Below are 17,522 nucleotides of genomic sequence, written 5' to 3'. Positions count from 1 at the left end.
GGAGCACACATGGCTCAAGCAAACGCAGTGCAAGGCAAGATCGTTCAATGTATTGGCGCCGTGGTCGACGTGGAATTTCCGCGCGACCAGATGCCGAAGATCTACGACGCGCTCAAGTTCGAAGGCAGCGCGCTGACGCTCGAGGTGCAGCAGCAGCTCGGCGACGGCGTCGTGCGTACCATTGCGCTCGGCTCGTCGGACGGCCTGCGCCGCGGCCTGATCGTGACCAATACGCAAGCGCCAATCACGGTGCCCGTCGGCAAGGCCACCCTCGGCCGCATCATGGACGTGCTGGGCGCGCCGATCGACGAGCGCGGCCCGGTCGACCAGACCTTGACCGCCTCGATCCACCGCAAGGCCCCGGCCTACGACGAGCTGTCGCCTTCGCAAGACCTGCTGGAAACCGGCATCAAGGTGATCGACCTGGTGTGCCCGTTCGCCAAGGGCGGCAAGGTGGGCCTGTTCGGCGGCGCCGGCGTGGGCAAGACCGTGAACATGATGGAACTCATCAACAACATCGCCAAGGCTCACTCGGGTCTGTCGGTGTTCGCCGGTGTGGGTGAACGCACCCGCGAAGGCAACGACTTCTATCACGAGATGGCCGACTCCGGCGTCGTGAACCTCGAGAAGCTCGAGGACTCGAAGGTGGCCATGGTCTACGGCCAGATGAACGAACCCCCGGGCAACCGTCTGCGCGTGGCGCTGACCGGTCTGACCATCGCCGAGTCGTTCCGCGATGAAGGCCGCGACGTGCTGTTCTTCGTCGACAACATCTACCGCTACACGCTGGCCGGTACCGAAGTGTCGGCGCTGCTGGGCCGCATGCCTTCCGCCGTGGGCTACCAGCCGACGCTGGCCGAGGAAATGGGCCGCCTGCAAGAGCGGATCACGTCGACCAAGGTCGGCTCGATCACCTCGATCCAGGCCGTTTACGTGCCGGCCGATGACTTGACCGACCCGTCGCCCGCCACCACCTTTGCCCACTTGGACTCGACCGTGGTGCTGTCGCGTGACATCGCTTCGCTCGGTATCTACCCCGCCGTGGATCCGCTGGACTCGACCTCGCGCCAGCTCGACCCGAACGTGGTCGGCGAAGAGCACTACAACGTCGCCCGCGCCGTGCAAGGCACGCTGCAGCGCTACAAGGAACTGCGCGACATCATCGCGATTCTGGGCATGGACGAACTGGCGCCTGACGACAAGCTCGCCGTGGCCCGCGCCCGCAAGATCCAGCGCTTCCTGTCGCAGCCGTTCCACGTGGCCGAAGTGTTCACCGGTTCGCCCGGCAAGTACGTGCCGCTGGCCGAAACCATCCGTGGTTTCAAGATGATCGTGAACGGCGAAGCCGACCACCTGCCGGAACAAGCGTTCTACATGGTGGGCGGCATCGACGAAGCGTTCGAGAAGGCCAAGAAGGTCTCTTAAAAAGGAATCACCATGGCAGGCACCATTCATGTGGACGTGGTCAGCGCGGAAGAGTCGATCTTCTCGGGCGAAGCCAGGTTCGTCGCGCTGCCCGGTGAAGCCGGCGAGCTCGGCATCTATCCGCGCCATACACCGCTGATCACGCGCATCCGCCCCGGCGCCGTGCGCATCGAAACGGCCGACGGCGGCGAAGAGTTCGTGTTCGTGGCGGGCGGCATTCTCGAAGTGCAGCCCAATACCGTCACCGTGCTGTCTGACACCGCCATCCGCGGCAAGGATCTCGACGACGAAAAGGCGAACCAGGCCAAGGCTGCAGCAGAAGAAGCGCTCAAGAATGCCAGGACCGACATCGACATCGCGATGGCGCAGTCGGAACTGGCCGTGATGGCCGCCCAGCTGGCTGCTTTGCGCAAATACCGCCAGAAGAAGTAGCTCGCCCCCAGGTTGGACTCACTTCGTGTAGTCCGCCCACCCCCTACCGGGGGCAACACCAGCGGCCCGGCGAAGCCGGTTCCGCGGTGTTCCGCGAATGGATCAAAAGCCGCCTTCGGGCGGCTTTTTCTTGGGTCATCGTTTGCGGCGGGCGGTTGCTTCGGTCTGAATTTGGTCGAAGTTGAGCCTTGTCCGGCTGAAGCGGCGCACCTAGTATTCGCCTTCGTGCGGCCCGCAGAGGCCGTGCCACAAGACGGAGACTACATTTGACGCGCTGGAGCGGCCTCACTGCCGATGAGATGCAGTTGCTGGAAGCGACCTTCTGGTCGGCCGGCGGCTCGCGCCACGGCATGGCCGAGCGGCTTGGCTTTTCCAAGAGCAAGGCCAATGGCCTGATCGCCGGCCTGGTCGAACAGGGCCTGCTGGCCGAATCCGGTTTGCAGCCCTCCTCGGGTGGCCGCCGCGCCGAAAACCTCCAGCTCCACGGCGGGCTCGGCGTCCTGATCGGCATCGACATCGGCGCGACGAGCCTTGACGTGGCCGTGCTGCGCCCGGACCTCACGAGCCTCGCGCAGCATGCGGAACCGGCCGATGTGCGCCAGGGTCCCGGCGTGGTGCTGGCCCGCGTGCGCACGCTGATGCGCGAACTGCTGGCCCAGTGCGGCTTTGCCGCCAGGGATGTGATGGGCATCGGCATCGGCGTGCCGGGCCCGGTCGACTTTGCCGGCGGGCAACTCGTAAATCCGCCGCTGATGCCGGCCTGGGACAGCTTCTCGATCCGCGACTACTTGCGCGAGGACTATGCGGCGCCGGTGTTCGTCGACAACGACGTGAACCTCATGGCGCTGGGCGAGCTCTGGCGCCTGCGGCGTTCGCTCAGCAACTTTCTCGTGATCAAGGTCGGCACCGGCATCGGATGCGGCATCGTCTGCCATGGCGAGGTCTACCGCGGCGCGGCCGGTTCGGCCGGCGACGTCGGCCACATCTGTGTCGACCAGGAGGGCCCCCGCTGCCGCTGCGGCAACCTCGGTTGTGTCGAAGCCATGGCGGCCGGCCCGGCGATCACGCGCATGGCCACCGAGGCCGCCGAAGCGGGCCAGAGCGCCGCGCTGGCCGAGTACCTGCGCACCCGCGGGCGCATCGACGCGATCGATGTCGGCGAAGCCAGCCGCGCCGGCGACGCCGCGGCCAACGGCATCGTCCAGCACGCCGGCAACCTGATCGGCCAGATGCTGGCGTCGGTGGTCAACTTCTTCAACCCGTCGCATGTGTTCATCGGCGGCGGCATCACGCGCATCGGGCCGCTGTTCCTGGCGGCGGTGCGGCAAAGCGTCTATCAGCGCTCGTTGGCGCTGTCGACGCGGCATCTGGAGATCCAGTACACGCCGCTCGGCGCACAGGGCGGCCTGGTCGGGGCGGGCGTGCTCGCCATGCACGAAACTCTCAAGGTGAGGGGCATCGCGCCATGAGCACCAAGCCCAGCGTGTCGGTCGAGTTCGTCGACATCGTCAAGGCCTTCGGGCCGGTGCAGGTGCTGCACGGCGTGAGCTTCGCGCTCGAGCCCGGCCGTGTCTATGGACTGCTCGGCGAGAACGGCGCCGGCAAGTCCACGATGATGAAGATTCTCGCGGGCTACGAGCAGCCGACTGCCGGCAACGTGCGCATCAACGGCAGCGTGCAGCACTTTGCGAGCTCGCGCGATGCCGAGGCGCTCGGCATCGTGCTGATCCACCAGGAGTTCAACCTGGCGGAAGACCTCAGCGTCGCGCAGAACATCTTTCTCGGCCACGAAAAGAAGAAGGGCTTCTGGCTCGACGACAAGTCGATGGAGCGCGAGGCCGCAGCGGCGCTTGCCCAGGTCGGCCTGCAGATCGACCCGACCACCAAGGTGCGCCGCCTGATCGTCGCGGAGAAGCAGCTCGTGGAGATCGCGAAAGCTATCGCCCGCCATGCGCGGCTGCTCATCATGGACGAGCCGACCGCGACGCTCACGCCGGGCGAGACTGAGCGGCTTTTCCGGCTCATTGCGCAGTTGCGCGCCGACGGCGTGACCATCGTCTACATCTCGCACAAGCTCGACGAAGTGGAGCAGGTGACCGACGACGTGATCGTCATGCGCGATGGTCGCTTCGTCACGCGCGCACCCACGGCCGAGCTCACGCGCCAGCAGATGGCCAACCTGATGGTGGGCCGCGAACTGGCCGATCTCTACCCGCCGCGCGACCCGGTCGTCGTCAGCAGCGCGCCGGCCCTGCAGGTGCGACAGTTCAGCGTGCCGGGTTGGGCGCAGGACGCGAGCTTCGAAGTGCATGCGGGCGAAATCCTCGGCTTCGCGGGGCTGGTCGGGGCCGGCCGCACCGAGCTGTTCGAAGGCCTGATGGGCCTGCGCCCCGCGAGCGGCGAGGTGCAGATGCTCGGCGAGGCGGTGCATTTGCGGAACCCGCGCGATGCCGCGAAGCACGGCTTCACCTACCTCAGCGAAGACCGCAAGGGCAAGGGGCTGCACGTCAACTTCGGGCTGCGCCAGAACCTCACCTTGATGGCGCTCGAGCGCTACGCACAGCCGTGGCTCAAGTCCGAAGCCGAACGCGCCGCGCTGGCCGAAGCGGTGAAAGACTACGGCATCCGCACAGGCTCGCTCGACGTGAAAGCCTCGTCGCTCTCCGGCGGCAACCAGCAGAAGCTCGCCCTCGCCAAGGTGCTGCAACCGCGGCCGAAGATCGTGGTGCTCGACGAGCCGACCCGCGGCGTCGACGTTGGCGCCAAGCGCGACATCTATTTCCTGATCCAGCGACTGGCCCGCGAAGGGCTCGCCGTGATCGTCGTCTCGTCCGAGCTGATGGAACTGATCGGCCTGTGCCACCGCGTCGCGGTGATGCGCGCGGGCCGGCTCGTCACCACGCTGGACGCAGACCATTTGACAGAAGAGGAGCTCATCGCTCATGCCACCGGAACAGCCAGCACCCCCGCAGTCGCCTGAGGCCGCACAGCAGCAGCACCGCAGCGAGACCAAGCCGCGCTGGACCGAGCGCCTGCATGGCCTCGGCCCCGTCATCGGTCTGGTGCTGCTCTGCATTGCCGGCACCTTGCTCAACGGCGACTTCGCCACGCTAGACAACGCGATGAACGTGCTCACGCGCACCGCCTTCATCGGCATCATTGCGGTCGGCATGTGCTTCGTGATCATCTCGGGCGGCATCGACCTATCGGTGGGCTCGATGGCGGCGCTGATTGCCGGCAGCGTGATCATGTTCATCAACTGGGCCGGGCCGGCCACGGGCTCGCCGCTGCTGGCGGTGCTGCTCGGTGCCGGCATGGCGGTGCTGCTCGGGGCAATGTTCGGGCTGGCGCACGGCCTCCTGATCACCAAGGGGCGCATCGAGCCGTTCATCGTCACGCTTGGCACGCTCGGGATCTTTCGCGCCTACCTCACCTACTTCGCCGACGGCGGCGCGCTCACGCTCGACAACGAGCTGTCGGATCTCTATGCGCCGGTGTACTACGCGAGCCTTGCCGGCATCCCGGTGCCGGTGTGGGTGTTCGTGATCGTCGCGATCATCGGCGGCGTGATCCTGAATCGCACGGCCTACGGGCGCTACGTGCAGGCGATCGGCTCCAACGAGCAGGTGGCGCGCTACGCGGCGGTCGACGTCGACCGCGTGAAGATCCTCACCTATGTGCTGCTCGGCGTGTGCGTCGGCATCGCAACGCTGCTGTACGTGCCGCGCCTCGGTTCGGCCTCGCCGACCACCGGCCTGCTGTGGGAGCTCGAAGCCATTGCTGCGGTGATCGTCGGCGGCACCGCCTTGAAGGGCGGCGCAGGCAGCATCACAGGCACCGTGATCGGCGCGATCCTGCTCTCGGTCATCAGCAACATCCTGAACCTCACCAGCATCATCAGCGTGTACCTCAACGCGGCGGTGCAGGGCTTCGTGATCATCATCGTCGCGTTCCTCCAGCGAGGAAAAAGATGAGCTCGCCCCCAGGCTTCGCGCGCTTCGTGTCGCTTCGCCAACCCCCTGCCGGGGGCAACACCAGCGGCCCGCCTGAGCCGGTTCCGCGGTGTTCCACGAACGAGCCGTGCGCCCAGCTTTTCATTCTCGTTCCATCAACCACCAGGAGACATCCCGCATGACCAACATCACACGTCGCATCGCACTCACGGCCGTCGCGGCCGCTGCGTTCGCCAGCCTGCCGGCGCTTGCCGCCGAGAAGGTCAACCTCGGGGTTTCGATCCCGGCTGCCACGCACAGCTTCATGGGCGGCATCAACTACTGGGCCAACCAGGCGAAGAAGGATCTGGAGAAGGAACACAAGGACTTGAAGATCACGATCAAGACTGCCAGCGGCGCGCCGGAGCAGGCCAACCAGCTGCAGGACTTCACGACAGTGACCAAGATCAATGCGCTCGTGATCTTCCCGTTCGAGTCGGCCGCGCTGACCAAGCCGGTTGCACAGGTCAAGGCCAAGGGCGCCTATGTCACCGTGGTCGACCGCGGGCTCACCGACACCAGCGCACAGGATGCGTATGTGGCCGGCGACAACACCGCGTTCGGCAGGATCCCGGCCGAATACATCGTCAAGCAGCTCGGTGGCAAGGGCAACGTGGTGGCGCTGCGCGGCATTGCGACCACGCTCGACAACGAGCGCATGGACGCCTTCAACGCGGTGCTCAAGGGCAGCCCCGACGTGAAGCTGCTGGACGCCAAGTACGCCAACTGGAACCGCGACGATGCGTTCAAGGTCACGCAGGACTACCTCACGCGCTTCAAGAACATCGACGCGATCTGGGCCGCCGACGACGACATGGCAGTCGGTGTGCTGAAGGCCATCGAACAAGCCAAGCGCGACGACATCAAGATCATCTTCGGCGGCGCCGGCGCCAAGGGCATGGTCAAGACCATCATGGACGGCAAGGACAAGCGCATTGGCGCCGACGTGAGCTATTCCCCGAAGTTCATCTACGACGCGATCAAGCTCACCGCCGAAGCGCGGCTGAAGGGCGAGAAGCTGCCTGCGACGACGATCATTCCGTCGGTGCTGATCACCAAGGAAAACGCGAAAGACTTCTACTTTCCCAACTCGCCTTTTTGATTTGTTGCTCGCCCCCAGTCTTCGCGCACTTCGTGTCGCTACGCCAACCCCCTGCCGGGGGCAACACCAGCGGCCCGGCGGAGCCGGTTCCGCGGTGTTTCACGAAGGAATCGGGGACTCTCCAAATGACTTCTGAAAATACTTCCCGCAAGCTGCGCTACGCCATGGTTGGCGGCGGGCGCGACGCCTTCATCGGGGCCGTGCACCGCAAGGCGATCGCGCTCGATGGCCAGGCCGAGCTGGTGGCCGGCGCGCTCTCTTCGAGCCCCGAGAAGGCACGCGCCTCGGGCCGCGATCTTTATCTGGCCGATGACCGCAACCACGGCGACTGGCCGGGCCTTTTGGCCGACGAGCTGAAGCGGCCGGCGCACGAGCGCATTGACTTCGTCTCGATCGTGACGCCCAACCATGTGCACTTTCCGGTGGCGCAGGCTTTCGTCGAGGCCGGTTTTCATGTGGTCTGCGACAAGCCGCTGGTTCATACCTGCGCGCAAGCCGATGCGCTCGTCGCGGCGGTGAAGCGGCGCGGCACGGTGTTCGGGGTCACCTACAACTACACCGGCTATCCGATGGTGCGGCAGGCCCGCGCCATGGTGCAGGCCGGCGAACTCGGCAACCTTCGCAAGGTCGTCGTCGAATACAACCAGGGCTGGCTCGCGAGCCAGCTCGAAGGCGGTGGCAACAAGCAGGCCGACTGGCGCACCGACCCGGCCCGCAGTGGAGCGGCCGGTGCCATCGGCGACATCGGCTCGCATGCCGAAAACCTGGTCGCGACCGTGACCGGCCTCGCGATCGAAAGCCTGTGTGCCGACCTCAGCAGCCTGGTGCCCGGGCGCGCGCTCGACGACGATGGCAGCCTGCTGCTGCGCTTCGTCGGTGGCGCACGCGGCGTGCTCGTCGCATCGCAGATAAACACCGGCGTTGAGAACGACCTGCGCCTGCGCGTGTCGGGCACCCTCGGCACGCTTGAATGGCGGCAGGAGCAGCCGAGCCAGCTCGTGCACCTGCCGAACGACGGGCCCAAGCGCATCCTCACGCGAGGCTCGCCCTGGCTCCACCCATCGGCGCAGCGCGCCAGCCGCCTTCCGGCCGGCCATCCCGAGGGCTTCATCGAGGCCTTCGCCAACGTGTATGGTGGCGTCATGGCAGACATCCGGGCCCACCTCGACGGCACCCCAAGCACCGACCCGCTCGCGGCCGACTACCCGCGCGTGGAAGACGGCGCGCGCGGTGTGCGCTTCATCGAACGTACCGTCGCGTCCGCGGCGAGCGACCGCAAATGGACGCCCTGGTGAAGCCCGGGCGTCGGTGATGGAGTCGTCCTGGCAAGGCGCGCTCGGCCGGCGCTGTGCGACCTTGTGGGCCCTCAAGCTGGTCGGCAACAGTGTCGCGACGGCCGGCTTCTTCGTGCTGTACTTTGGGGTCATGTCGCGCGCGCTGCCACACGCCTGGGTGCTGCCGCTCACGCCGCTCGACCGGTGGATCGAACTGCGCGTGGCGGCGTTGCCGCTCTACGCTTCGCTCTGGCTCTACCTGGCGTTGCCGCCGGCCTTTGCCAAAGACCTGCGGGAACTCACGGCCTTCGCGCTCCATGCCGCGCTGATGAGTGCCGTCGCGCTGGCCGTGTTCTGGTTCATGCCGACCGCGGTGCCGATCTTTCCGGTCGACGGCGAGCAGCATCCCGCGCTCCACTTCCTGAAAACCACCGACGCGGCCGGCAACGCCTTCCCGTCGCTGCACGTTTCCTTCGCGGTGTTCGCCTGCGCCGTGCTGATGCGGCAGTTGCGCGAGGTTGGCGCGCCGGCCTGGGTGCGGGCGCTCAACGTCCTGTGGGCCGTGGGCATCGTCTACTCGACCATGGCGGTTCGCCAGCATGTGGCGATCGACGTGGCGGGCGGGTTGCTGCTCGGCCTGCTGTTCTGCTGGGGCTCGGCGTATGCCGATCGCGCTATTCCGCGCGGGCAGCGCAGCAAGTAGAAAGGTGGACGACTCCCCACTCCCTGCCGCACCCGCCGCGGCACGTCTGCCATGAAACGCTTCGCGAACCTGCGCCTTCGGCGCGCCCTGTTCTGCAGCCTCTGCCTCGGTGGCGTCGCTGGTGCCGGCCTGGCCGCTGACTACCCGCCGCGCAAACCCGGCCTGTGGGAAACCTCGGTGCAAACCGATGCCAAGGGCAGCGAGAAGATGGGGCCGCTCGTCAGCCAGCAATGCATCGACGCCGCGAGCGACAAGGCACTGCGCGAGATGGGCATGGGCATGAGCCAGGGCATGTGCAGCAAGCAGGACATGCGCTCCGAAGGCGGCAGGCTGGTGGTCGACTCGGTCTGCAAGATCGGCAACACCACCGCCACCACGCACGGCGTCATCAGCGGCGACTTCAGCTCTTCCTACCGCATGGAAATGACGTCGACCTACAACCCGCCGATGATGGGCCGCAGCGGCGGCGCTTCGGTGATCGCGGCCCGATGGCTGGGCCCGTGCAAGCCCGATCAGAAACCCGGCGACATGATCATGTCGAACGGCACGAAGATGAACATGCTCGACATGATGAAGAACGCGCCGAAAGGGCCGCCGAAGTAAGCACGATGTCGCGGCTGCGCTGAGGGCCACCCTGCATCCGGTAGCGCTACCGGATCGCTAGAATCTTCCGCATGACCGCTCCCGCCACTCCGGCACGCCGCGCCCGCCGCGGCAGCGGCGCCGTCACACTGCACGATGTTGCCCGTCTCGCCGGTGTTGCGCCGATCACCGCATCGCGCGCCCTGAACACGCCGTCGCAGGTATCGCCCGACGTGCTGAAGAAGGTGACCGACGCGGTCGGCCGCACCGGCTACGTGCGCAACCGGCTGGCCGGCGGGCTGGCTTCGGCGCGCAGCCGGCTGGTGGCCGCCGTGGTGCCCACCATTGCGGGCCCGGTGTTTCTGCAAACCGTTCAGGCACTCACCGAAGCACTGGCCGAACACGGCTACCAGCTCATGCTGGGGCAGAGCGGCTACGTCGATTCGCGCGAGGACGCGCTGCTCGAAGCCATCATCGGCCGCCGGCCCGACGGCATCGTGCTCACCGGCATCATGCATTCGGCGCAGGGGCGCAAGCGGCTGCTGGCGGCCGGCATCCCGGTGGTCGAGACCTGGGATCTCACGCCGACGCCGATCGACATGCTGGTCGGCTTCTCGCACCCGGACGTGGGGCGCGCGGTGGCCGAATTCCTGCAGGCCCGGGGCCGCCGCCGGCTCGCCGTGGTGGCGGGCGACGACGAGCGCTCAACCCGCCGCCTGCAGGCCTTCTCCCAGGCGGCTGCGGCGGCGGGCCTGCGCGAGGTTGCAGTGGTCACGGTGCCGGCGCCGACCACGCTGAAGAGCGGCCGCGTCGCCCTCGGCGAACTGCTGCAGCGCCTGCCGGACACCGATGCCGTGTTCTGCAGTTCGGATCTGCTGGCGCTCGGCGTCATGACCGAGGCGCAGGCGCGCGGCATCGCGGTGCCCGCGCAACTCGCTGTGGTCGGTTTCGGCGACCTTGCGTTCTCTGCCGACCTGTACCCGGCGCTCACCACGGTGCGCATCGACGGCGTGGCCATCGGGCGCCAGGCGGCGCAGTTCATCGTCGACCGCGCCGAGGGGCGCGAGGTGGCGCCGCGCGTGGTAGACATCGGTTTTTCGATCGTGGCGCGCGAGAGCGCCTGATTCGCGTAAACCCCTAGATCATGCGCTTGACGCGGCATTTGGTAGCGCTATCATTGCATCCAGATCATTCTGGTAGCGCTACCGCATGGCGCCCACTTTTGGAGACACCCATGAAACGACTCATCGCCACCCTCGCTCTCGGCCTCGCCGCCATCTCCGCCGCCTGGGCGCAAGCCTGGCCGACCAAGCCCGTCACGCTGGTCGTGCCGTTCCCGGCCGGCGGTTCCACCGACATGGTGGGCCGCGCCATTGGCACCAAGCTCGCGGCCACGCTCGGCCAGCCGTTCCTGGTCGACAACAAGGCCGGCGCCACCGGCACCATCGGCGCCACGCAGGTCAAGCGCGCGGCGCCCGACGGCAGCACCTTCCTGGTGACGTCGCTCGGGCCGCTGGTGATCGCGCCGCACCTGATCAAGGGCATGCAGTACGACGCGCTGAAAGACTTCGACTTCATCACCGTGGCCGTGCAGGCGCCCAACGTGCTCGTGGTGCCCGCCAACTCGCCGCACAAGGACGTGGCCGACGTGATCGCGTTCGAGAAAAAGAACCCCGGCAAGATGACCTTCGCATCGTCGGGCAACGGCTCCAGCGACCACCTGACGGCCGAACTGTTCTGGCAGCAGACCGGAACCACGGGCCTGCACGTGCCCTACAAGGGCGGTGCCCCGGCCATCACCGACCTGCTCGGCGGCCAGGTCGACGGCTCGTTCCAGAACGTCAACGCGGTGGTGCAGAACATCAAGGCCGGCAAGCTCAAGGCGCTGGCGGTCACGGGCGACAAGCGCTCGCCGGTGCTGCCAGATGTGCCCACGCTGGCCGAGGCGGGCGTGAAGAACGTCGAGGTCTATTCGTGGCAGGCCGTGGTGGCGCCGAAGGGCCTGCCGGCCGACGTGCGCGCCAAGGTGAGCAGCGCGATCGTCGCCGCCCTGAACGACCCGGCCATCAAGCAGCAGTTCACCGACATCGGCCTCGAGGTGGTGGCCAACACGCCGGAACAGTTTGCCGCGTTCCAGGCAAAGGAATATGCGCGCTGGAAAAAGGTCATCGAGACCGGCAAGATCACGGTGGATTGAACGCGCCCCAGGTTGCGGCGCACCGCGCGTCGCGACTTCCGCCCCCTGCGGGGCAACACCAGCGGCCCGGCGGCGCCGGTTCCGCGGTGTTTCACGAATTGGACAACTTGACCATGAACGCTTCCTCGTCGTCTTCCACACCCCTCATCACCGAACTGCGCGTGATCCCCGTCGCCGGCCGCGACAGCATGCTGCTCAACCTGAGCGGCGCGCACGGCCCCTTCTTCACGCGCAACATCCTGATCCTGACCGACAGCGCCGGCCGCACCGGCGTGGGCGAAGTGCCGGGCGGCGAGAAGATCCGGCAGACGCTGGAAGATGCGCGCGGCCTCGTCGTCGGCCAGCCGCTCGGCTCGCAGCAGCGCCTGCTGCAGGAAGTGCAGAACAAGTTCGCCGACCGCGACAGCGGCGGCCGCGGCCAGCAGACCTTCGACCTGCGCACCACGATCCACGCGGTGACCGCCATCGAGTCGGCGCTGCTAGACCTGCTCGGCCAGCATCTCGGCGTGCCGGTGGCGGCGCTGCTCGGCGAGGGCCAGCAGCGCGAGGCGGTCGAGATGCTCGGCTACCTGTTCTACGTGGGCGACAAGGCCAAGACCGACCTGCCGTACGCCAGCGACCCCGGTGCCGGCAACGACTGGTTCCGCCTGCGCCACGAGGCCGCGATGACGCCCGAGGCGATCGTGCGGCTGGCCGAGGCGGCGCGCGAACGCTACGGCTTCAACGACTTCAAACTGAAGGGCGGCGTGTTGCGCGGCGACGAAGAGGTGGAAGCCATCGCCGCGCTGCACGAGCGTTTTCCGCAAGCCCGCGTCACGCTGGACCCGAACGGTGGCTGGCTGCTGAAGGACGCGATCCGCCTGATGCGCGACATGCGCGGCGTGGTCGCCTATGCCGAGGATCCGTGCGGCGCCGAAGACGGCTTCTCGGGTCGCGAGGTGATGGCCGAGTTCCGCCGCGCGACCGGGCTGCCCACGGCCACCAACATGATCGCGACCGACTGGCGCCAGCTGAGCCATGCGCTCGCGCTGCAGTCGGTCGACATCCCGCTGGCGGACCCGCATTTCTGGACGATGGCCGGCTCGGTGCGCGTGGCGCAGACATGCCGCGACTGGGGCCTGACCTGGGGCTCGCATTCCAACAACCATTTCGACGTGTCGCTGGCGATGTTCACGCACGTCGGTGCGGCGGCGCCGGGCCGCGTGACCGCGATCGATACGCACTGGATCTGGCAGGACGGCCAGCGCCTCACCAGGGATCCGCTGCAGATCGTCGATGGCCACGTCCAGGTGCCCAAGAAGCCTGGCCTTGGCGTCGAACTCGACATGGTCGAGGTCGAGAAGGCGCACCAGCTCTACAAGCAGCACGGCCTGGGTTCGCGCGACGATGCCACGGCCATGCAACATCTCGTTCCGGGCTGGAAGTTCGATCCGAAGCGCCCGGCGTTCGACCGCTGAACAACGACAATCCGCTGCGCACCGCGCCGGACCCGGCTTCTCCCTCGACTGAAAGGACACTGCAATGAACATCGGATTCATCGGCCTCGGCATCATGGGCGTACCCATGGCGCTGCACCTGGTCAACGCGGGGCACCAGCTCTACTACGTGAAGCGCAGCAAGGTGAACGCGGAGATTGCGGCCAGCAATGCCGTCGCCTGCGCCAGTGCCAAGGAGGTCGCGCAACGGGCCGAAATCGTGATCACGATGGTGCCGGACACGCCCGATGTCGAGGCCGTGCTGTTCGGCGCAGACGGCGTGGCCGAAGGCCTCTCGAAGGGCAAGACCGTCATCGACATGAGCAGCATCTCGCCGATCGAGACCAAGGCCTTTGCCAGCAAGATCAACGATCTGGGCTGCGATTACCTCGATGCCCCGGTGTCGGGTGGCGAAGTGGGTGCCAAGGCTGCCAGCCTGACCATCATGGTCGGCGGCACTGAAGAAGCCTTCGCCCGGGCCAGGCCCCTGTTCGAGCGCATGGGCAAGAACATCACCCATGTCGGCGGCACCGGCGACGGCCAGACCACCAAGGTGGCCAACCAGATCATCGTGGCGCTCAACATCGCGGCGGTCGGCGAGGCCCTGCTGTTCGCCAGCAAGGCGGGTGCCGACCCGGCCAAGGTGCGCCAGGCCCTGATGGGCGGCTTTGCATCGAGCCGCATTCTCGAAGTGCATGGCGAACGCATGATCAAGCGCACCTTCGACCCGGGCTTTCGCATCGCACTCCACCAGAAAGACCTGAACCTGGCACTGGCCGGCGCCAAGGCCATCGGCGTGGCGTTGCCGCAGACGGCCAACGCGGCACAGCTGATGCAGGCCTGCGCCGCCAACGGCTGGGATCAGCTCGACCACTCCGCACTGGTCAAGGCGCTGGAGCTGATGGCGTCGCACGAAGTGGCCAAGAGTTGAGGGTCGCTGCACGTTGGTCGCTGCCGGCACGTTAAAGTCATCGATGTCTGTCGCAGGGGGCGACATAGGTGCCGAAGGAGTCGACGTGAAGACGTGGTTGGTGTTGCTGCTGTTCGGCTCGGTGGGCGCACAGGCGTCCGCCCAGACCCACTGGTTCACCGTCACCGGCAATCTGCAGGATCCGGCGGTCAACACGGTGCAGGTCGACCCCATCGCCGTGTCGACCTCGAGCGACCGCAAGATCATGAACGTGCGCGTCAGCCGCTCGGCCGACCGCGTCAACTGGGACGGCGTGCCCTACCGGTCGTACGAGTCGCAGGTGGCGTTCGACTGCCGTGCCGGAAAAGCCGTGTACCTGAGCGCGACCTACTACCTGGCGCCTTTCTGGACGGGCACCCCGCACAACACGTCCGACTACGCGTCGAGCCCCCGGCCGATGCTGTTTCGCGATGTCGAGCCCAACCCTACCCACCGGCTGGTGCGCGCGGCGTGCCGCACCCGGATGGGCTGAACCGGGCCACGCACCGTCCGGCCGTCGGATGAAGCCGGCGTAGTCCGCAGCCCACAGCGCTTTGCGGCGGGCCTGCGGCGCAGCGACAGGCGCCGCGGCCTACGATGGCGGGCGATGCCCGAAACGTCCATTCCCCGCGCTGCCGATCTGGTCGTGGCGAGGCCAGAAGGCCTTTACTGCCCCGCCGGCGACTTCTACATCGACCCCTGGCAGCCGGTGGAACGTGCCGTCATCACGCATGCGCACTCCGACCACGCGCGCGTCGGCCACGGCCACTACCTGGCGCACACCGACAGCGCAGGCACGCTGCGCAACCGGCTCGGCGCCGACATCCGCCTGCAGACGCTGCCCTATGGCGAGGCGATCGAGCACCACGGCGTGCGCGTGTCGCTGCACCCGGCCGGGCATGTGCTCGGCTCGGCGCAGGTGCGGCTCGAACACGGCGGCCGCGTTTGGGTTGCTTCGGGCGACTACAAGACCGAGCCCGATGGCACCTGCACGCCCTTCGAGCCCGTGCCCTGCGACACCTTCATCACCGAATCGACCTTCGGCCTGCCGATCTACCGCTGGCCGACGCAGGCGGTGCTGTTCGCAGAGATCGACGAGTGGTGGCGCCGCAATGCCGAAGAGGGGCGCGCATCGGTGCTGTTCTGCTATGCCTTCGGCAAGGCGCAGCACATCCTGCATGGCGTCGACGCAGGCATCGGGCCGATCGTGGTGCATGGCGCGGTCGAGCCGCTCAATGCCGTGTACCGCGTGGCCGGCGTCGCGCTGCCGGCGACGCTGCGTGTGACCGATCCGGGCGTCGACGCCCGGACGCTGCAGCGTGCGCTGGTGCTGGCGCCGCCCTCGGCGCAGGGCACGCCGTGGATGCGCCGCTTCGGAAACTACGCGGATGCGTTCGCCAGCGGCTGGATGCAACTGCGCGGCACGCGGCGTCGGCGCGGCGTCGATCGCGGCTTCGTCATGAGCGACCACGCCGACTGGCCGGGGCTGCAGCAAGCCATCGCCGGCACCGGCGCCGAGCGCGTGCTGGTGACGCACGGCAGCGTCGCGGTGCTGGTGCGCTGGCTCACCGAGAACGGGCTGGAGGCGCAGGGCTTCAAGACCGAATACGGCGACGAGGACGTGGCGGATGTTGCTCCCTCCCCTACCGGGGGAGGGCAGGGGAGGGGGCCAGCGGCGGTCGACGAAGACCCCCATCCCAACCTTCCCCCGGAAGGGGAAGGAGCAAATCCATGAGGGCCTTCGCCGCCCTCTATCGCGAACTAGACGCCACCACGTCGAGCCTCGCCAAGCAGGCCACCCTGCAGCGCTACCTGCATGCCACAGCCCCCGAGGACGCGGCCTGGGCGGTGTACTTCCTTGCCGGTGGCAAGCCGCGGCAACTGGTGCCGACCAAGCTGCTGCGCCTGCTCGCGCAGGAGGCGGCCGGCCTGCCCGAGTGGCTGTTCGACGAGAGCTACGAGGCGGTCGGCGACCTGGCCGAGACCATCTCGCTGCTGCTGCCGCCCCCGACCGCGCAGCACGACCGGGGGCTTGCCGCGTGGGTCGAGCAGCACCTGCTGCCGCTGCGCAAGACACCACCCGATGAGTTGGCGGACACGTTGCGCGCGCAGTGGCGCCAGCTTGCGCCCGACGAGCGCCTCGTCTACTTCAAGCTCATCACCGGCGCCTTCCGCGTTGGCGTGTCGAAGCTGCAGGTCACGCAGGCGCTGGCGGCCGTCGGCGGCATCGATGCCAAGCGCGTCGCGCAGCGCCTCATGGGCTACACCCACATCGGCGGGCAGCCGACCGCGATCGACTACGCGAAGCTGATCGCGCCCGAGAGCGACGGCGAGCAGAACCAGCAGACCAGCGGCCAGCCGTACCCGTTCTTCCTCGCGCACCCGTTCAACGAACCGGTCGCGCGATTCGATGCGCTGCTCGGGCCACCGGCCGATTGGATCGTCGAATGGAAGTGGGACGGCATCCGCGCGCAACTGGTCAAGCGCGCAGGCCAGGTGTGGCTCTGGTCGCGCGGCGAAGAACTCGTGACCGACCGCTTCCCCGAACTCGCGACCATGGGCGAAGCACTGCCCGACGGCACCGTGCTCGACGGCGAGATCGTCGTGTGGCGGGATGACAAGGTGCAGCCGTTCGCCGAACTGCAGCGCCGCATCGGCCGCAAGACGCTCGGCCCCAAGCTGCTGCGCGAGATCCCGGTCGTGCTGCTCGCCTACGACCTGCTCGAATGGCAGGGCCGCGACCAGCGCGCGCTGCCGCAGGAAGAGCGCCGCGCGCACATGGACGAGCTGGTCTCGCAGCTGCAGCACCCGCAATTGATCGCGAGCCCCATGCTCACCGGCGACGACTGGAGCGGCCTCGCACGCCAGCGCGAGGCCGCGCGATCGATGGGCGTCGAAGGGATGATGCTCAAGCAGCGCCGCGCCGCCTACGGCGTGGGCCGCACCAAGGACGTTGGCATCTGGTGGAAGTGGAAGATCGACCCGCTCAGCATCGACGCCGTGCTGATCTACGCGCAGCGAGGCCACGGCCGCCGCGCCAGCCTCTACAGCGACTACACCTTCGCCGTGTGGGACGGCCCGCCGGCGCAGGCCGACCGCAAGCTCGTGCCCTTCGCCAAGGCCTACTCCGGCCTTACCGATGCAGAGATGGGCCGCGTCGACGCAGTGATCCGCAAGACCACCATCGAAAGCTTCGGCCCGGTGCGCAGCGTCAAGCCGACGCTGGTGTTCGAGCTCGGCTTCGAAGGCATCGCGAAGAGCACGCGTCACAAGAGCGGCATCGCCGTGCGCTTTCCGCGCATGTTGCGCTGGCGGGAAGACAAGCCGGTGGAAGAGGCGGATACGCTGGAGACGCTGGCGGCGTTGTTGCCGGGGTGACCTTGTGGAGGGC

Annotated in this window: 16 protein-coding genes; all 16 read left to right on the top strand. The window is 67.5% G+C overall.

Annotation, left to right across the window (positions count from 1 at the left end; translation table 11 throughout):
* The first annotated feature begins 9 nt into the window (after positions 1-9).
* Positions 10-1,425: a F0F1 ATP synthase subunit beta gene (gene atpD / locus ACSFA8_RS25400; RefSeq protein ID WP_286541051.1), complete on the top strand. Its 1,416-nt coding sequence runs from the start codon at positions 10-12 to the stop codon at positions 1,423-1,425.
* A 12-nt stretch (positions 1,426-1,437) separates the two neighbouring features.
* On the top strand, positions 1,438-1,857 hold the full coding sequence (locus tag ACSFA8_RS25395; RefSeq protein WP_435482244.1) for a F0F1 ATP synthase subunit epsilon: 420 nt from the start codon (positions 1,438-1,440) through the stop codon (positions 1,855-1,857).
* Between the two features lie 299 nt (positions 1,858-2,156).
* Positions 2,157-3,326 carry an ROK family protein gene (locus ACSFA8_RS25390; RefSeq protein WP_435482279.1) on the top strand — a complete coding sequence of 390 codons (1,170 nt, stop codon included), beginning with the start codon at positions 2,157-2,159 and terminating at the stop codon, positions 3,324-3,326.
* On the top strand, positions 3,323-4,837 hold the full coding sequence (locus ACSFA8_RS25385) for a sugar ABC transporter ATP-binding protein (protein ID WP_435482243.1): 1,515 nt from the start codon (positions 3,323-3,325) through the stop codon (positions 4,835-4,837). The genes ACSFA8_RS25390 and ACSFA8_RS25385 overlap by 4 nt, the downstream gene beginning before the upstream one ends.
* A complete protein-coding gene (locus tag ACSFA8_RS25380; protein ID WP_435482242.1) occupies positions 4,800-5,831 on the top strand; it encodes an ABC transporter permease in 1,032 nt (343 codons plus the stop codon). The genes ACSFA8_RS25385 and ACSFA8_RS25380 overlap by 38 nt, the downstream gene beginning before the upstream one ends.
* 157 nt (positions 5,832-5,988) lie before the next feature.
* The gene (locus tag ACSFA8_RS25375) at positions 5,989-6,951 is read left to right on the top strand and encodes a substrate-binding domain-containing protein (protein WP_435482241.1); all 963 of its coding nucleotides are present in this window, start codon (positions 5,989-5,991) and stop codon (positions 6,949-6,951) included.
* 125 nt (positions 6,952-7,076) lie between these two features.
* Positions 7,077-8,246, top strand: coding sequence for a Gfo/Idh/MocA family protein (locus ACSFA8_RS25370; protein WP_435482240.1), 1,170 nt, complete (start codon positions 7,077-7,079; stop codon positions 8,244-8,246).
* Between the two features lie 16 nt (positions 8,247-8,262).
* Positions 8,263-8,928 (top strand): phosphatase PAP2 family protein, encoded by a 666-nt coding sequence (locus ACSFA8_RS25365; RefSeq protein WP_435482239.1) that lies wholly within the window; start codon positions 8,263-8,265, stop codon positions 8,926-8,928.
* Between the two features lie 51 nt (positions 8,929-8,979).
* A complete protein-coding gene (locus tag ACSFA8_RS25360) occupies positions 8,980-9,531 on the top strand; it encodes a DUF3617 domain-containing protein (protein WP_435482238.1) in 552 nt (183 codons plus the stop codon).
* A 71-nt stretch (positions 9,532-9,602) separates the two neighbouring features.
* Entirely contained in the window at positions 9,603-10,634 is a 1,032-nt protein-coding gene (locus tag ACSFA8_RS25355) for a LacI family DNA-binding transcriptional regulator (protein ID WP_435482237.1), read from the top strand.
* 110 nt (positions 10,635-10,744) lie between these two features.
* Positions 10,745-11,707, top strand: coding sequence for a Bug family tripartite tricarboxylate transporter substrate binding protein (locus tag ACSFA8_RS25350; protein ID WP_435482236.1), 963 nt, complete (start codon positions 10,745-10,747; stop codon positions 11,705-11,707).
* A gap of 113 nt (positions 11,708-11,820) precedes the next feature.
* Entirely contained in the window at positions 11,821-13,164 is a 1,344-nt protein-coding gene (gudD, locus tag ACSFA8_RS25345; RefSeq protein ID WP_435482235.1) for a glucarate dehydratase, read from the top strand.
* A gap of 64 nt (positions 13,165-13,228) precedes the next feature.
* A complete protein-coding gene (locus ACSFA8_RS25340) occupies positions 13,229-14,113 on the top strand; it encodes a 2-hydroxy-3-oxopropionate reductase (protein WP_435482234.1) in 885 nt (294 codons plus the stop codon).
* 85 nt (positions 14,114-14,198) lie between these two features.
* The gene (locus ACSFA8_RS25335; RefSeq protein ID WP_435482233.1) at positions 14,199-14,624 is read left to right on the top strand and encodes a surface-adhesin E family protein; all 426 of its coding nucleotides are present in this window, start codon (positions 14,199-14,201) and stop codon (positions 14,622-14,624) included.
* 114 nt (positions 14,625-14,738) lie between these two features.
* Positions 14,739-15,866, top strand: coding sequence for a ligase-associated DNA damage response exonuclease (locus tag ACSFA8_RS25330; RefSeq protein WP_435482232.1), 1,128 nt, complete (start codon positions 14,739-14,741; stop codon positions 15,864-15,866).
* Positions 15,863-17,509: an ATP-dependent DNA ligase gene (locus ACSFA8_RS25325; protein WP_435482231.1), complete on the top strand. Its 1,647-nt coding sequence runs from the start codon at positions 15,863-15,865 to the stop codon at positions 17,507-17,509. Before ACSFA8_RS25330 ends, ACSFA8_RS25325 begins: the two co-directional genes overlap by 4 nt.
* The last annotated feature ends 13 nt before the right edge of the window (positions 17,510-17,522 follow it).

The sequence above is a fragment of the Variovorax nitratireducens genome, assembly GCF_051216545.1.
GTDB lineage: Bacteria > Pseudomonadota > Gammaproteobacteria > Burkholderiales > Burkholderiaceae_C > Variovorax.
This window is presented reverse-complemented; position numbering and strand designations above follow the sequence as displayed.

Coding starts and splice junctions, on each gene's coding strand:
- atpD (WP_286541051.1), top strand. CDS start 10: ATGGCTCAAGCAAACGCAGTGCAAGGCAAGATCGTTCAATGTATTGGC.
- ACSFA8_RS25395 (WP_435482244.1), top strand. CDS start 1,438: ATGGCAGGCACCATTCATGTGGACGTGGTCAGCGCGGAAGAGTCGATC.
- ACSFA8_RS25390 (WP_435482279.1), top strand. CDS start 2,157: ATGCAGTTGCTGGAAGCGACCTTCTGGTCGGCCGGCGGCTCGCGCCAC.
- ACSFA8_RS25385 (WP_435482243.1), top strand. CDS start 3,323: ATGAGCACCAAGCCCAGCGTGTCGGTCGAGTTCGTCGACATCGTCAAG.
- ACSFA8_RS25380 (WP_435482242.1), top strand. CDS start 4,800: ATGCCACCGGAACAGCCAGCACCCCCGCAGTCGCCTGAGGCCGCACAG.
- ACSFA8_RS25375 (WP_435482241.1), top strand. CDS start 5,989: ATGACCAACATCACACGTCGCATCGCACTCACGGCCGTCGCGGCCGCT.
- ACSFA8_RS25370 (WP_435482240.1), top strand. CDS start 7,077: ATGACTTCTGAAAATACTTCCCGCAAGCTGCGCTACGCCATGGTTGGC.
- ACSFA8_RS25365 (WP_435482239.1), top strand. CDS start 8,263: ATGGAGTCGTCCTGGCAAGGCGCGCTCGGCCGGCGCTGTGCGACCTTG.
- ACSFA8_RS25360 (WP_435482238.1), top strand. CDS start 8,980: ATGAAACGCTTCGCGAACCTGCGCCTTCGGCGCGCCCTGTTCTGCAGC.
- ACSFA8_RS25355 (WP_435482237.1), top strand. CDS start 9,603: ATGACCGCTCCCGCCACTCCGGCACGCCGCGCCCGCCGCGGCAGCGGC.
- ACSFA8_RS25350 (WP_435482236.1), top strand. CDS start 10,745: ATGAAACGACTCATCGCCACCCTCGCTCTCGGCCTCGCCGCCATCTCC.
- gudD (WP_435482235.1), top strand. CDS start 11,821: ATGAACGCTTCCTCGTCGTCTTCCACACCCCTCATCACCGAACTGCGC.
- ACSFA8_RS25340 (WP_435482234.1), top strand. CDS start 13,229: ATGAACATCGGATTCATCGGCCTCGGCATCATGGGCGTACCCATGGCG.
- ACSFA8_RS25330 (WP_435482232.1), top strand. CDS start 14,739: ATGCCCGAAACGTCCATTCCCCGCGCTGCCGATCTGGTCGTGGCGAGG.
- ACSFA8_RS25325 (WP_435482231.1), top strand. CDS start 15,863: ATGAGGGCCTTCGCCGCCCTCTATCGCGAACTAGACGCCACCACGTCG.